The sequence below is a fragment of the Secundilactobacillus malefermentans genome (genome assembly GCF_008033155.1).
GTDB classification, from domain to species: Bacteria; Bacillota; Bacilli; order Lactobacillales; family Lactobacillaceae; genus Secundilactobacillus; species Secundilactobacillus malefermentans.
On record NZ_CP042371.1, the window covers coordinates 309,032 to 325,048 of the forward strand.

A 16,017-nucleotide genomic window follows, 5' to 3' on the forward strand; every position below is an offset into this window, starting at 1 on the left:
AGTGAGTTTAACCTTTCAACGAGGCTATGAGTAATTTGTTGACGACTTGTGGGTTGGCCTTACCATGAGTTTGTTTCATGATTTGTCCAACTAAGTATCCAACGGCTCTATCCTTACCATTATTAAAGTCCTCAATTGATTGTTGATTATCTGCTAAGATTGCATCAATAATCGGTTGAAGCTTTGCTGGATCAGACAATTGAACCAATCCGTGAGCCTCAACGAATTGCTTTGGTTCATTTCCTTCAGTGATTCCTTTGAAAACCTTTTTAGCCATCTTTGATGAAATAGTTCCGTCAGAGATAAGCTTTACCATTCCGGCAAGGTTATCAGGAGTTAGTTTTGTATCTTGCAAATCTAAATGATTGTCATTTAAAAAGGCGTTTACGTCTCCTTGGAGATAATTGGCTGCCATTTTAGCATCGGCACCCGCATTAACCGTCGCATCAAAAAAGTCTGACATTTCCTTTGTTTGGGTTAAAACCATTGCGTCATAGTCCGTAACGCCTAAGTCATTCACATATCGATCACGACGGTTAGCTGGCATTTCTGGCATTGAATCACGAACCTCTTTAATCCAGTCGTCAGAAATCTCTAAAGCTGGAAGATCAGGTTCAGGGAAGTAACGATAATCATCGGAACCTTCCTTAACTCGCATCAAAATAGTTTTACCGCTATTTTCGTCAAAACGGCGAGTTTCTTGCTGAATTGTTCCGCCAGACATCAATACTCGTTGCTGACGTTGCTCTTCAAACGCAAGACCTTTTCGAACGTAATTAAATGAGTTCAGGTTCTTCAACTCAGTCTTTGTCCCATATTCCTTTTGACCGATTGGTCGTACAGAAATATTAACATCGACCCGCATAGAGCCCTCTTCCATCTTAACGTCGGAAACTCCGGTAAATTGAATTCGTTGGCGCAGAGCTTCCAGGTAAGCGTATGCCTCATCTGGAGAACTAATATCTGGCTTCGAAACAATTTCAATCAATGGTGTCCCTTGACGGTTCAAATCAACGTACGAGTGGTCCCGTTCATGTGTGTTTTTACCGGCATCTTCTTCAATATGCATTTCGGCAATTCCGATTTTCTTTTTATTGCCTTCAACTTCGACTTCAATCCAGCCATCATGAGCGATCGGCTTTTCAGCCTGAGTAATCTGGTAAGCCTTTGGATTATCTGGATAGAAGTAGTTTTTACGATCAAAGTGGTTATGCTTTTCGATATCGGCATGAAGTGCAAGTGCTGCCATAATACCTGAAGCTACAACGCCTTTATTAGTCGTTGGTAATACCCCAGGATAACCCCAATCAATTACGTTGGTATTAGCGTTAGGCTGATCACCAAATTCTACGGGTGATGGACTAAATATTTTTGAGTTTGTTTTTAATTCAACGTGGACCTCAAGTCCAATTGTCGTTTCAAAGTTCATTAAGCTTGGCCCCCTAACTCAGGTGTTTTCTTATGGAAATCAGTATTTTGTTCGAATACGTATCCAGCTTTGTATAGTGTTTCTTCATCAAATGGTTTCCCTATCAGTTGTAACCCAATTGGCATTCCATTACTAAATCCTGCAGGAATTGACATTCCTGGAAGTCCAGCAAGGTTAACTGGAATCGTCAAGATGTCGTTCATGTACATCGTCATTGGATCTGAAATTTCAGCACCAATACTAAAGGCAACTGTAGGTGCAACTGGACCCATGATGAAGTCATGATCTTCCATGACCTTTTGGAAATCACGAATAATTAACGTTCTAACTTTTGCGGCCTTCTTGAAGTATGCATCATAAAATCCTGCTGAAAGTGAATAGGTTCCCAGCATAATTCGACGCTTTACTTCATCTCCAAAGCCCTCAGAGCGAGATTTAACGTAGACATCTTCTAAGTTCTTTACGTCATCAGCACGATAGCCATAACGGATACCATCAAATCGCTGTAGATTAGATGATGCTTCTGAAGAGGCGATAATATAGTAAGCAGCAACACCGTACTTGTTGTGAGGAAGAGATACCTCATCAACGGTTGCACCTAGCTCACGGTATTTATCTGCCGCTGCAAGAACAGCGTTCTTAACGTCCTCATCGACACCCTCACCAATAAATTCCTTTGGTAAGCCAATCTTCATCCCTTTAACAGTCGTTTTTTCATTCAATTCAGCTGCAAAGTCTGGGACTTCTTTGGTTGATGTTGTCAAATCATGATCATCATGCCCAGCAATAGCAGAAAGTGCGACCGCATTATCTTTAACTGAACGAGTAATTGGTCCAATTTCATCCAAACTTGAACCAAAGGCAATTAAGCCCCAACGAGAAACTCGTCCATATGTAGGCTTCATTCCCACAACACCATTAAATGATGCTGGTTGGCGAATTGAACCACCCGTATCTGAACCAAGTGCCAATGGAACTTGACCAGAAGCCACTGCAGCAGCAGATCCACCGGACGAACCGCCAGGAACTTTCGTCTTATCCCAAGCGTTTGTCGTCACTTTAAACGCTGAGTTTTCAGTTGAACCACCCATGGCAAATTCATCCATGTTGGTTTTACCAACATTAATCGTTTGCTTAGCAGCTAACTTCTCAACTGCAGTTGCGCTATAGATTGGCTTAAAGTTTTCAAGCATCTTTGAGGCGGCCGTTGTCGTTAAGCCTTTTGTTACTAAATTATCCTTAATTGCGACCGGAATCCCTGAAAGAAGGTTTTCTGGATCAATCCCTGCCTTATCAATTTCTTGGGCGGTCCTAACGGCTTCGTCTTCGTTTAAATTTAAGAAGGCTTGGGTCGTTTGGTCCGTTTGCTTCATATTGGCAAATGTCTGTTTCGTCAATTCTTCAGCAGTTATTTTTTTATTCACCAAATCATCGTGAAGACTAGTTAAATCTTTATCAAAATAATTCATGCTTAATCCTCACTTTCATCAATAATGGTTGGCACTTTAATATAACCATTTTCAGTTTCTGGGGCGTTTGCTAATAGGGCTTCCTTTTGATTCCAATTGTCAGCAACATCTTCCCGCATAACGTTTAACTGGTCACTAACACTCGTTGTGACTGGGACATCAGTTGTATCAACTTCATTCAATGTTTCAAATAGCCCAATAATATCACCCAATTGATCAGTGAAATAGTCTAATTGTTTGTCATTTAGCTCAAGCTTTGCTAACTCAGCAACGTGTTTAACTTGGTCCTGCGAAATGTTATTTGCCATTATAGATCCTTCTTTCTTAATTCACATTTAATCATTAAAAGCTCATCTAACTAGTTTACCACAACGAAATATTGATTCATCATCTTAATAGCTATTAAAAACGTGAGACGTAAATTTCTTGGCTTTAGCCGTTCTACTCAAGAAGCTCTGAACACCGTCCGTAGAACTAACTGTAATGTCGATTGGGACATTAGACGGCAGATACTTTTGCGCCGCTGATTGTAGGTATTGCGTAAAATTAATGATTTCAGTCTGACTATAAAATTGGGTCGTTATCTTGATATTCATTCCATCAAGTTGCTTATCCGTGTACTGTGCTTGGGCAGTAACCCCACTTAAATTAGGAAAGAAATCTTCTACTTGAGATTTAAAATTAGTGAACGAAGTTGTGTCATTTGTGTTTGGAGAGGATTGGCTATCAGAAAGTGGAAAAACGTAACTCTTCTGATTAATTGACTTCCAAGAACTAACAGATGTCGATTCATTTTTATTAACAGAGTAGGAGAAGAAATTCCCACCGACTAAACTATCGTTAGAAGCCTGTTTATAAAGAGCAATAACGATTGGCACATTTTTCAATGCTGATTTTTTACGTAATCTACTTAATACTTCATTGGCAATTTTCCTACCCTGTGCTTTAACTTGCGCATTACTAATATCAGTTTCATACGTTGCACCGTACTGTGTTTTCTTGTAATAATCGACAGAATTAATACCAATTCCTATCGTAATGCCACCCAGCGTGAGCTTACTGTCCTTTTGAATCATGTAGTCTTGTTCTTCAATCTGTTGCAAATATATGGGATTTCTCTTTGTTGGGCTAGTTGACCCATTACTTTTAGGATTTAAACCATCAGGGTTCGATTTTGACTCGCGATCTAACCAATTACTGACGGTTGACTTGCTAAGATATTGACCTTCTCGAAACGCATACTTACTCGTTGAAAACTCATTTTTCGAGACATTCAATAGTCCGGTTTCAAAGCTCTTCAAGTTCAATTGGTTGTCAGCATTTTGGGTGTTGCTAACCCCTCTAGACTTGCTCGTCACATATTTTCCATTCTTAATAACGCCTTCGTATTGGGAATCATCTGACTGACCCGTTAATTGAGTCCCCTTTGAAGTTGACGTTCCACCTCCTGAAGACATAGAAGAACTATCTAAATTTCCACAGGCGCTCAAAAACAAGATGATTCCTAGCAAACTAACAATTAATCTTATTCGCTTCACGGCTAATTTTCCTCCTAATTTGCTGCAACATTTAATCAGCTTTTGTCCATTTCTTCAATAAATCGATCTTCGTCCCAAACCTCTATGTTAAAGGATTGAGCCTTCTTCAATTTACTACCAGCATCTTTACCAGCAATGACCAAATCAGTACTCTTCGAAACACTCCCAGTTACTGAGGCACCACGATTCGTTAACCACTCACTTGCCTCTGGTCGGGTCATTTGTTCAAGCTTGCCAGTTAGAACGACCCGTTTAGAATTAAATGTGCTTGAAGGGTCAATTATTTGCTCCGAACCACTTGTATAAGTCATGTTTATTTCCAGTTCCTTTAATTCGCTGATAAGTTGCTGAACTTGACCATTAGCAAAGTAGGTCGTAATGCTATCTGCGATAACCATGCCCATGGAATTAATTTCAGCAATTGTTTCTCCATCAGCCTGCATTAAGGCATCTAAAGTTTTAAAGTGCTCCGCAATCAATCGGGCCGCTTTATTTCCAACATGCCGAATTCCTAACCCAAACAAAAGTCGTTCGAGTGAATTATTGCGACTATTAGCGATTGCTGTCAATAGCTTAGCAGCCGATTTCGCACCAAATTTATCTAAAGTTAATAACTGATCCTCAGTCAACCGATATAAATCTGCAATATCTTTAACAAATTGGTGCTCAAAAAGCTGGTTCACAATCTTTGGGCCTAACCCGTCGATATTCATGGCGTTTCGTGAGGCAAAATGGTTCATCCCCTCAGCTAGTTGAGCCGGACACTTGGGATTAATACATCTTAAAGCGACTTCTTCATCTAAATGAACGAGGTCGGCACCACATGAGGGACAATGAGTTGGAATCTCATATGGCGTGCTGTCGGCGGCTCGTTTATCCGCGACATACTCCGAAATTTCTGGGATGATGTCGCCGGCTTTATGGAGTAAAACGGTGTCTAACAATCGAATATCCTTTTGAATTAAATAATCTGGATTATGCAAAGACGCTCTTCCCACAACCGTTCCCGCTAACTTTACTGGATCCATGATTGCAGTGGGAGTGACAACTCCGGTACGGCCAACCGTCCATTCAATATTTCTAACCACTGTTTCGGCCTCTTCAGGAGGAAACTTATAGGCAATTGCCCAGCGTGGTACCTTGACCGTAGCGCCTAAAGAACGCTGCAGTTGTAATGAATTTACTTTGATAACAATGCCATCAATACCATAAGCCAAATCGCTTCGCTTTCGTTGAAATTCATCAACATAGGCGTCGATATCAGCCACATTATTGGCAACCCGATAGGTCGGATTTATCGTAAATCCTAAATCATGAAGTTCTTCTAGCATTTCAGCCTGAGTTCGAGATTCTAGTGGATCAAATGACGCCACATTATACATAAACGTACTGAGCTTTCGAGAAGCAGTTACTTTAGGATCGAGCTGCCGTAAGCTCCCAGCAGCAGCGTTACGCGGATTTGCGAATACCGCTTCGCCATTAGCCTCGCGAGTTTCATTTAGTTTGGCAAACGATTCTTTGGGCATGTAGCATTCTCCACGAACATCGAGATTCAGCGGTCTTTTTAATTTAGTTGGAATTGACGGAATCGTTTTAAGATTCTTGGTAATGTCCTCACCAATTGAGCCATTTCCTCGCGTGGATCCTTGAACTAAAATTCCATTTTCATATCGTAAGGAAATTGCTAACCCATCTATTTTAAGCTCGCAATTGTAGTCAACTTTTCCCCCAACATTATTGGTAATTCTATTTTCAAATTCAGCCAATTCAGCTTCAGAAAAAACGTCTCCCATGGAGAGCATTGGAATTTCGTGCGTCACCTTAGAGAAATCAGAAATAACCTCATCCCCAACCTGCTGCGTTGGTGAGTCTGGTGTGATCAGGTCGGGATAGTTGGTTTCAATTTCAACCAATCTTTGATATGCCTTATCATAAGTAAAATCTTCTACAACAGGGTTGTCCTCTGTGTAATAGGCAATTCCCCACGCTTGAAGCTGTTTCCGTAGCGTTTCTGCTTCTTGACGAATTGATTCAGTTGCTTGACCTGCCATTTCCGACCCTCCAGTTCTAATTTTCTATTTTTTTAATTGGGGCAAATGATGCTAAGAGCCGCTTAATGCCTTCAGACGGGAACGCAATGTCCAATTCCATGTCTTCACCGGTTCCAGTCACCTTAACAACGGTACCCGTTCCCCATTTTTTGTGTTCAACTTTATTTCCAGTTTGCCAGTTAAGTTTGTCAGCACCACTTCCAGCATTAACCACCTTAGTAGCTGACTTGGTTCCCACTCGTCGATAAGACGTTGACGTTGACCGAGCTTGTGGGCCATCAAATGGCAGTTTCTTACCGCCAGCCGTTTGAGTTGGTTCGTTATCAATATGAAGTAACTCTGGCTCTATTTCCTCCACAAATCGGGATGCAGGATTGTTTTGGCGGCGACCATAAAGCGTTCTTGAATACGCATTCGTTAAGTAGAGCTGCTTTTCCGCACGCGTGATTCCAACGTAGGCAAGTCGTCGCTCTTCTTCAAGCGCATCATCCTCTGTAATTGCGCGAGAAAGTGGAAAAATTCCTTCTTCTAATCCAACCAGGAAGATAACTGGAAATTCCAGTCCCTTTGCCGCATGAAGAGTCATCAAAGTGACCTGATTTTGATTTTCATCAACATCATCTTGATCCGACACCAGTGCCAAATCAGAAAGGAAATCTGCCAGTTGGCTTCCAGCTTCACTAGCCTCTTCATCCCACGTCTGATCGAATTTCTGAGTAACAGACTTAAGCTCCTCAAGGTTTTCAATACGTGATTCAGATTCAAGTGACTTAGATGCCTTTAAAGCGGCCATATAGCCAGTTTTCTCTAGGACTTGCTCCGTTAATTCCGTCACGTTCATCTTTTTTGCATCCTCTTGCAATTGACGAATCGTTTCACCAAAGGACACAATTGCATTTTGGGCTCTACCAGTTAAATCATTCGCAATTTCAGCATTCTGAGCTGCTTCTAACTCTGACCAGTTATTATAGTTCGCAAAATCACGTAGTTTATCCAGACTGCCGGAACCAATTCCCCGCTTAGGTTCATTGATTACTCTTTCCAAACTAATTGAATCAGCTGGATTAGCAATCAGCGTCAAGTATGATAGAACATCCCTAATTTCTTTTCGATCATAGAACTTATGGCCACCAACCATTGAGTAAGGAATGTTGGCCTTGAGCAAAGTTTCTTCAATTATTCGAGACTGTGCGTTAGTCCGGTATAAAATTGCAAAATCGTTATATTTTTCATTTTGTTCCTTGATGCCCTCTTGAATCTTCGAGACAACGTAGTGGGATTCATCATTCTCACTTTGGGCACGGTAATACGAAATTGGGTTTCCTTCACCATTTTCAGTCCAAAGATTTTTATCCTTACGATAGGCGTTATTTCCAATAACGTCATTTGCAGCCTGTAATATTCGTTTCGTTGAACGATAGTTTTGTTCAAGTAAGGTGATGTGGGCACTTGGATAATCTTTTTCGAAATTCATGATGTTGTCCATATTGGCACCACGCCAACCATAAATACTTTGATCTGCATCACCAACAACACAAAGGTTTTGATAACCCTTTGCCAACAAATTAACCAGTGTGTATTGTGCATCATTTGTATCCTGATATTCGTCAACATGGATATATTGAAATTTATCTTGATATTGTTTTAAAATTTCAGCTTCCTGATTAAACAACTTGATTGTCAACATAATCAAGTCGTCAAAATCAACTGCCTGATTTTGCGCGAGTTGCTTTTGATAAGCCTCGTAAATTTCGGCCGCCTTTTCTTCAAACGGACCACTCGCTGATTTTCGAAAATCACTCGGCGTTTGTAATGAATTTTTGGCATTTGAAATAGCACCCAACACGGCTCTAGGATCAAACTGTTTTGGATCTAAATTTAAATCCTTCATAATCCGTTTGACTAGTGTTCGCTGTTCGCTTGTATCCGCAATTGTAAATGCACGATTATAGCCTAACAAATCAATATGACGTCTTAAAATCCGGACACAAAGCGCATGAAAGGTAGAAGCCCACACATCATTGCCGCTTTCTCCCAGTAATTGGACAATCCGAGTTCGCATTTCTTTTGCTGCTTTATTTGTAAACGTAATTGCTAGGATTCGCCAAGGCATAATCCCCTTCTCTTCAATTAAATATGCAATTCTATGGGTTAACACTCGCGTTTTACCACTGCCTGCTCCCGCCATGATTAATAACGGTCCCTCGGTTTGAAGAACGGCTTCTTGCTGCTTGTCGTTCATTCCTTTTAATAAACTTTCTTTAGACACGCAAAATTCAACCCTCTCTTGAAAATAGTCGTTTCAATTATAGCAAAATTTCATGTTAACTGCTGAGATTTCATTGCAGTCATTCTAAAAAAATAAGCTGACAAATGTCAGCCCATTAGTTTTATTGATTATCCGTTGCTTTTGATTGATTCCAGATTCCAGTATCGTCTAGCTGATCCAATGCTTCATTTAGGTCAACCGCCTGTAAAATAACGTTTCCAGCTGAATGGCTATCCAATTGACCATCAGCTTTAACATTCCGATAGAAAGTAAAATGCCAGTTATTTTTAAGAACCCATTGGGTATTAATCGCAGCTAACTGCTTAGTCGTAAAGGGTGCCAAAACAGTTGGCATCAACGTTTGTGGCTCACTTAATGGTAGACCAGCAATTGCTCGTAGATGTTGTTCATATTGATTAACCGTTGTGCCACGATCAAATATCTGCCCCGTTTGGCTGACAGCTGGTAAAATCCTTTTAACGTAAATATTGTCATTTTGCGTAATTGTAAAGCTAACTTCAAATAGTCCCGTATATTGAATGTTTTGGGTCACTTCATTTGAAATTCGACGCAATTCCTGAGCGATTCCAACATCTAATTGAGTCGGAATAAATGCCCACTGTACAATGCCCTTATTTCGAACCGTTTCAACAATTGGGAAAAGAACCGTTTGTCCATCCTGCCCCCTGGCCATTGTAATGGACAGTTCACGCGAGTTCGGTACGATTGACTCTAGAATGTAGGTCCCAAAATCAAGTAGTCCAGACGCTTTCGCAATGTCAGTCTGGGTATTGATGATGAGTTCCTTTCCATTAACTAAATCCTTTTGAATTGGCTTCAAAACGCTTGGATACCCAATTGAATTGATGGCTTGATAAACATCATCCAAACTTACAATCGTTGCATACGGCGCGATGTTGACGTTTAGTTGTTCAAAAAATGCGCGTTCCAATAGCCGATCTTGAGACATCTCAAGCATCTCAGAACCTTGAGGAACACTCGTAAATTGTTCCAAATAGCTAATGACATCGGAACTAACGTGCGTAGAGGTAAAGGTTACAACCTGACACCGTTCTGCAAATTGACGTAGTTTCTCCTTGTCATTTAGCTCTCCAACAACTTTAAAATCAGCCAATTGCAACGTTTCACTGGCTTCATCGGAACCATAGGCATCAACTTGAAAGCCGATTTTTCTTGCAGCTGTGACTAACCTAGGTCCACTAATATTGTCACCAATTATTCCAATTGTGTCATTAGGATATAAAATAGCCTTATTCACCTCAACTCACTACTTTCTTATAATATTAATCCTAATCTTAAGGGTCGCTTTGTAATATTTCAAGCGTTACGCCCAGTCTTTACCGATTCCTTATCCTTTTGACCCAGAATCCTCCAGAAACAAATTTTGGTTCATAGGAAATTGTAAAGGCTTTGGGCTCCGCCTCTTTCACTATTGCGTATAAATGACGCTCCAGCTTACGAGGTGTCAAAATTTCCAGCACCAACCGCTGACCTTCCAAGCCGGATGCGGCACTTTGAGTCACCCCAAATCCGTTTTCTCGTAAAATTCCGGGTAGCTGGGTGTCCGTTTCGGGTAGGATTACGGTAACCATCATGTAGCCTAATGCTAGCTTATCTTCAATGATGATTCCGACCCAAACACCAACACCATATCCTAGGGCGTATGCCAGAATGTTCCAGTAATTGGTCAATCGATCTAAAACAAGTGATAATCCGATGACGTAAACGGTGATTTCTACAACACTTACTAGTGGCGCTAAATTTCGATACCCTTTCATTGTCAGTAAAAATCGAAGCGTGTTTAACGTAATGTACACTAAATTAACGAAGAAAATGAGTAGTACTATCGGCCAATGAATTGCCATATTCTACATCCCTTCTATAAATGACTTAGTCCTGAACAAACGTCACTTCATTATTCGCAAGTGATGCTATTCTTGCAAGAGCTTCAACATGAATACCTGTTTCTTCAAGCATTTTACGGCCCTTTTGAAAACTCTTTTCAATAACGACACCGACACCGGCAACTTCAACTTTAGCAGCTGATGCAATTTCTAAAAGTCCTTGGACCGCTTGTCCGTTTGCCAAAAAGTCGTCGATAATTAGGACGCGATCATTTGGTAAAATGAAACGCTTGTCAACGCTAATTTTGTTGCTAACTTGTTTCGTATACGAGTACACGGTTGCTGTATACAGATTATCAATGAGCGTTAATGATTTATGCTTTCGGGCAAACACAACTGGAACATCCATCTGTAAGCCGGTCATGACTGCGGGCGCAATTCCTGACGATTCAACCGTTAAAATTCGGGTAATTCCTTCATCCTTAAAGAGACGTTTAAATTCGCCACCTAATTCGTACATTAATTTTGGATCAACTTGATGATTTAAAAAATTATCCACCTTTAGAACTTCCCCGGGTAGGACAGTCCCATTTTTGCGAATCATATCTTCGAGCAGCTTCATTGAAATACCTCCATAAATTTTAGTAACTTTGATCGTAGCGATCCAGTCGATAGCGTTTTATTAGCGTTATCAACTTTTCAGGATAATTTGGATCTGTTGCGTAACCGTCCTTATATAACGCCTTTGCAGCTTGCTTATAGTTTGTAGCCTCTAATACTGAATGATACTGACTGGAATTCCAATCCGTTCCATTAACAAAAAGCTTGGCGTGAGCAACCATTGACTCCTCATCACTGCTGAAGCGACGAAATTTGGCTTTAATGGTGACCCATTTGCCATCGTAATACTCTTGCGTTGCCAAAACTTTTCCAACCTGTTTTGAACTTGCTTTAATTCCAAACAGATTATGGTATTGCGATGCCAGGGTACTATTACCCCAATCCGATTCTAAAATTGCCTGGCTCAGGGTAATGCTTGCTAAAACATTGTATTGCTTCTGCAATTTTTGAGCTTGCTTCGCCTTTTCTTCAATAAATCGCTGGTGTTGGCTTGTTGTTTTCACTGATGTAACCTGCACGTGCGGTTCACGAAGCGAGAGTAAGTGGTTTCCAAAAAGAGCAACCATGCCCAGGAAAATGATGAGTAGTAGCAGCTTCTGCCACGTCTTATCTTGCCGACGTTTTCGTTTTTTGGTCAAGAATGATTGATCCTTCCTCATTGTTTTCTTCAGTTTAACCGATAACCGAAGTCATTGACAATGCCCTTTTTATTTTTACCAAAAATTTGCAGCACATTAATTGACAAAAATCGCCAATTCAGTTACATTACAGAGCGATGATTAAAAATTGGGAGATGGAATTGAATGAACATTGGTGATGAAGTTTCTTTTAAGCTTGATGGTGAATCATTTACTGGATTTATCGATAAAGCTTATCAAAACTCTTATATGGTCACATTTAAAGCAGACAATCCAGAAATCGTGGATAAGTATCACGACCGTGTCGTAATCAACAATAAAAAGCTAACACTCATCAAGGCCGCTCCTCAGCCAGAGGTTGATCCAGAAGCTGACGATTCTTCCGAAGATGAAGAAAAGTAATTAAAAACACTTGGTAAATTAGGGTAATTCCCCCATTTACCAAGTGTTTTTTTATTTAAAATTTAATCCAAGCGCTTTAACTTGCCCCATGATGATATCGTTACACAAATCTTCGTAGCTAATACCAGCCGCTTCGGCTTCTTGTGGTAATAAGGATAGTGGTGTCATCCCTGGTAGAGAATTCGCCTCAATCACATAGAGACCATTATCGTTCCATAAAAAGTCGACCCGTCCGTAATTAGCCATTTTAAGCACTCTAAAGGTCTTTAGTGCAATTGCCTTCATCTCATCGTGAACTTCTTCAGGAATGTCAGGTGGCGTCTGGAATTGCGTTGTGGTGTCACTTTGGAACTTATGCTTGAAATCATACCAACCATCATTGACGCTAATTTCAATTGCTGGTAATGCCTTCCCGTTCACAACTCCCAGCGAGAATTCGCGACCCTTTATGAATTCCTCAACGATAACTTCAGTATCAAATCGAAACCCGTCATTAACTGCTTCTTCAATCTCATCTTGAGATTCAACAATTCGAGTTCCAATGCTTGAGCCGCCGTTAGAGGGCTTCACAACTACTGGAAAATCAAATGGTATTTCGTACTTGGGATGATCCTTATAAATCGTGATGAATTTTGCAGTTTGAATATGGTTATACATCATTACTTGTTTAGAAATATTCTTATCCATTGCAATTCCAGAAGCTAATGGACCGCTTCCTGCATATGGAATGTTATTTAAATCTAGAACTGCTTGAACTTTCCCATTTTCGCCGTCTTCACCGTGCAGGCCAATGTAGACCATGTTTGCATGGGAGATAACTTTCAACACGTTTGGTCCAAATAATTGTTTAGAACCATCTGAACGTAACGCATTAATATCGTCATCCGTTAATACCTCATCGCTGATATCTAAATCAACATCTTGTTGCTGGTCCGTAAATAAGTCCTCTACATCCCTCACGTAATCAAGATCAATTCCTAAGAATAAATCAATCATTGCAACTTGATGTCCCTTACTTCTTAAAGCGTTAGCGACTTTTGCGCTTGATGACAAAGAAACGTTTCGTTCTGAGCTGCGTCCTCCAGCTAAAACTACAATCTTCATAGTCTCAAATCCTCCGAATTGTTTTAGAAACTTAAGCTTATCATGGAATTTCAGCGATTTCAATTAATACCAAAAATCCTCACAGAAATTTCCTTATTTCTTAACACTTTTTCTAAAACGCATTAGAGGAGTTGCAATTAACGGCACCAATACGGCTGCCATAATAGCTTCCGGAATTCCATTTGTCGCAATTACGCCTAACAAATAGGGCATTAACGCATTAATGTGTAATTTGGTTAGTGGAATACCCCCAAATTGATAAAAAATAAAAATAAAACCGAGCACTAAAATTGTGTTAACCAGTGCACCTGCCAGTCCTGACAGTGCCATCGCTAATTGATTATTAAATCGTTTATATAAATAGTGGAATAAGAGGCCAGCGACGACGCCTACCATAATTCTTGGTAGAACTGAAATCAGCGGGTTGACCATCACGTAAACCGCCATTGGACTAGTTGGCCAGGCAAATGCGCGTACCCATGCCGTTAATCCCCAAACACCGCCGACAATCGCACCATTTTTCGTTCCTAAAATAATTGCAGCAATAGAAACTGTCACGTGAATCGTAACTAGGCTTAATGGTCCAATTGGAATATAGCCAAGAATTGGAACCACATTCTGAATAATAACAATTGCGATGAACAACGCTAAGATACTGATTTCATATGCCCGATTTTGCTTAATAATAATCACCTACTAGGATAAGTTATGTGCCTAGATTATAGCATATTCTCCCTAGTTTATATTTTTTAAGAATCATCATAAAAAGCCCTGGGAGTTTTCCCAGGGCTTCATTCTAACCAAGTGCCTCTTTTGCAATTTTGACTGTTTGATCAGCTTCTTGTGCTTTAACCGATTGAACTTTCGTCTTTATTCTCCAGCTAATATTATTCATAGGCGCATCTTGCCCTGAAGCGTAGATAACAGCAGAACCCTTTGACACTGGTTGGGTCGTTATTTTTTGTTGCTTTAACTGGTTCTTTGATTTCAACGCATTGGCGGTGGGCGTTGTCCCACTCAGTTGCGCTGTATCACTAATAGAGGTAACCTGCCAATTCTTTTGTTTCCAGGTCACCATGATATGGCCCATTACCCCTTGTTCAGTAGCCGTCGTCCCATCACTCAACGTAACCGGTTCTCCTTCGCTTGATTGTGAAGGTAAAACAGCATTTGCAGCCTGTGTCGAGTTAGCCGTCTTAACCTGATACGTTGCAACATTGGCTGAAGAGCCCGTTTGCCGATACGAAACTTTTGCATTCTTGGCACTCCCAGAAACCTTTACCGCCTTAGCAGTATCATGTCCAGTAGAAATGGCATTCGGGATGGACAACTGTTTGGTAGAAGTAGCGGAACTTCCACTGACAGCAGTTAACTGATTTAGTTGGATAAATAACAACCCAACCACCAATAACCCTATTAGCGTTCCAAGGATAGATAATACTCGCCATTTATTAACTTTTTTCATCTTTGCCAATCCTTTCTAGCTTACTGAGACTGCATTGGCGTTAATATAGCCCATCCAGGTATTCCCATCGTACAAGGAATAATAGACGCGACCGTTACCACAAGTATACTTATACTTAATGGTGTACGTCTTTCCTATTAGCGCCGTTGAGCTATACTTAGCCTTCGCCCACAAGAAATTATTCCAAAGACTGTATCCCAATTTTTCAATCGTAGCCTGGTGACCATATGATGTTGCAGACATAACGCTCATCGCGCTCTTATTAGCATAACCAACCCATTTACCATTCTTACCATAAAGAGAATAGTAAGTAGACCCATTGTAGTGGTCATAGTAATACTTTGCGGTGTAATTTTTTCCAACGACAGTTGTCCCATTTTTAGAAGTGAAAGCCAATGATTTCCAAATTGTATATCCTTTTTTGGCTGTCGTTACAATTTTGTTATAGCTGATTGCACGTGAGGATAAAAACCAGCTTGTATTTTGCGAGTGCTTAACACTAGCATCAACATCTTGACTAAGCGCAGAAGCATACCAATCATCCGTATACTGCCATAGATCATGGGCAACAGTCGGTTGACTACTCGTGTATGCAGCCAACCAGTACCCATCATATTTTTTCATCGCCGTTGCAGCATATGAATTTGTAAAACTTGCATATGAATAGAAAAGAATTCGTTTGTGCGGAACCTTGGCCCTCAACGCAGTGTACCAAGCAGAGGTCGCACTGTTGGTCGTCCCACTAGTGACTGTTTGATCTTCATAATCATTTACATAGAAAGCAGCATCTGGCGCCCGACTATACAAATCCTTTGCCTCTGTTTTAGCGTCGGCTGTACTTAAGTATTGACTAAAAGAGTACACGCCATATTTCAAACCGTACTTCTCACAAAGTGCCGCGTTATTTGCAAAATCAACGTCCTTATAATCACTACCATACTGTACCCGTAAAATGATAAACGGAACGGTCTTTTTTAGGTTCTGTACTTCCGTTGCTGTCAATTTTCCCTGCCATTCGGACAAATCGGGAATGGAAGTTCCAACACTGGCCTCAGCCACAACGCTCTTCAATTGAATAAAGCTGAAACATAAAGCGATAATAATGAATAACCTCCAAAGTATGCGTTTTTCCCCCGCAATTTTTACACTGGATATCATAAATTATC

At 40.5% G+C, this 16,017-nt stretch carries 15 protein-coding genes; 1 reads left to right on the top strand and 14 read right to left on the bottom strand.

The genetic code is table 11. The features are described 5' to 3' along the window. Positions 1–7: 7 nt before the first annotated feature. The 10 genes from gatB to FGL90_RS01615 all read right to left on the bottom strand — a co-directional run bounded on the left by gatB (position 8) and on the right by FGL90_RS01615 (position 11,880). Entirely contained in the window at positions 8–1,429 is a 1,422-nt protein-coding gene (gatB, locus tag FGL90_RS01570) for an Asp-tRNA(Asn)/Glu-tRNA(Gln) amidotransferase subunit GatB (RefSeq protein ID WP_010619638.1), read from the bottom strand. Next, positions 1,429–2,898 (bottom strand): Asp-tRNA(Asn)/Glu-tRNA(Gln) amidotransferase subunit GatA, encoded by a 1,470-nt coding sequence (gatA, locus tag FGL90_RS01575; protein WP_010619637.1) that lies wholly within the window; start codon positions 2,896–2,898, stop codon positions 1,429–1,431. The genes gatB and gatA overlap by 1 nt, the downstream gene beginning before the upstream one ends. A 2-nt stretch (positions 2,899–2,900) precedes the next feature. Further along, the gene (gene gatC / locus FGL90_RS01580) at positions 2,901–3,206 is read right to left on the bottom strand and encodes an Asp-tRNA(Asn)/Glu-tRNA(Gln) amidotransferase subunit GatC (protein ID WP_010619636.1); all 306 of its coding nucleotides are present in this window, start codon (positions 3,204–3,206) and stop codon (positions 2,901–2,903) included. An 84-nt stretch (positions 3,207–3,290) separates the two neighbouring features. Then, on the bottom strand, positions 3,291–4,436 hold the full coding sequence (locus FGL90_RS01585) for a CamS family sex pheromone protein (protein ID WP_147656603.1): 1,146 nt from the start codon (positions 4,434–4,436) through the stop codon (positions 3,291–3,293). A 35-nt stretch (positions 4,437–4,471) separates the two neighbouring features. Continuing rightward, positions 4,472–6,487, bottom strand: a complete 2,016-nt coding sequence (gene ligA, locus FGL90_RS01590) for an NAD-dependent DNA ligase LigA (protein WP_147656605.1) — start codon at positions 6,485–6,487, stop codon at positions 4,472–4,474. 16 nt (positions 6,488–6,503) lie between these two features. Next, positions 6,504–8,756, bottom strand: a complete 2,253-nt coding sequence (gene pcrA / locus FGL90_RS01595; protein WP_010619633.1) for a DNA helicase PcrA — start codon at positions 8,754–8,756, stop codon at positions 6,504–6,506. Between the two features lie 121 nt (positions 8,757–8,877). After that, on the bottom strand, positions 8,878–10,035 hold the full coding sequence (locus tag FGL90_RS01600; RefSeq protein WP_147656607.1) for an ATP-grasp domain-containing protein: 1,158 nt from the start codon (positions 10,033–10,035) through the stop codon (positions 8,878–8,880). Positions 10,036–10,114: 79 nt separating this feature from the next. Next, complete coding sequence (locus FGL90_RS01605) at positions 10,115–10,642, bottom strand: DUF2179 domain-containing protein (RefSeq protein ID WP_010619631.1); 528 nt, start codon at positions 10,640–10,642, stop codon at positions 10,115–10,117. A gap of 25 nt (positions 10,643–10,667) precedes the next feature. Further along, complete coding sequence (locus FGL90_RS01610) at positions 10,668–11,243, bottom strand: xanthine phosphoribosyltransferase (RefSeq protein WP_147656609.1); 576 nt, start codon at positions 11,241–11,243, stop codon at positions 10,668–10,670. A gap of 19 nt (positions 11,244–11,262) precedes the next feature. Then, entirely contained in the window at positions 11,263–11,880 is a 618-nt protein-coding gene (locus FGL90_RS01615; protein ID WP_010619629.1) for a glycoside hydrolase family 73 protein, read from the bottom strand. A 165-nt stretch (positions 11,881–12,045) separates the two neighbouring features. On the opposite strand from FGL90_RS01615, the gene FGL90_RS01620 reads away from it, so the two are divergent. Beyond that, the gene (locus tag FGL90_RS01620) at positions 12,046–12,282 is read left to right on the top strand and encodes a hypothetical protein (protein ID WP_010619628.1); all 237 of its coding nucleotides are present in this window, start codon (positions 12,046–12,048) and stop codon (positions 12,280–12,282) included. 51 nt (positions 12,283–12,333) lie between these two features. Here the strand turns inward: FGL90_RS01620 and FGL90_RS01625 are convergent, their stop codons facing one another. The 4 genes from FGL90_RS01625 to FGL90_RS01640 all read right to left on the bottom strand — a co-directional run bounded on the left by FGL90_RS01625 (position 12,334) and on the right by FGL90_RS01640 (position 15,910). After that, positions 12,334–13,386 carry a D-alanine--D-alanine ligase family protein gene (locus tag FGL90_RS01625; protein WP_010619627.1) on the bottom strand — a complete coding sequence of 351 codons (1,053 nt, stop codon included), beginning with the start codon at positions 13,384–13,386 and terminating at the stop codon, positions 12,334–12,336. Between the two features lie 93 nt (positions 13,387–13,479). After that, on the bottom strand, positions 13,480–14,073 hold the full coding sequence (locus tag FGL90_RS01630) for an ECF transporter S component (RefSeq protein WP_029327528.1): 594 nt from the start codon (positions 14,071–14,073) through the stop codon (positions 13,480–13,482). Between the two features lie 109 nt (positions 14,074–14,182). Next, a complete protein-coding gene (locus FGL90_RS01635) occupies positions 14,183–14,851 on the bottom strand; it encodes a hypothetical protein (protein WP_010619625.1) in 669 nt (222 codons plus the stop codon). A gap of 15 nt (positions 14,852–14,866) precedes the next feature. Next, entirely contained in the window at positions 14,867–15,910 is a 1,044-nt protein-coding gene (locus FGL90_RS01640) for a GH25 family lysozyme (RefSeq protein WP_010619624.1), read from the bottom strand. Positions 15,911–16,017 lie beyond the last annotated feature (107 nt).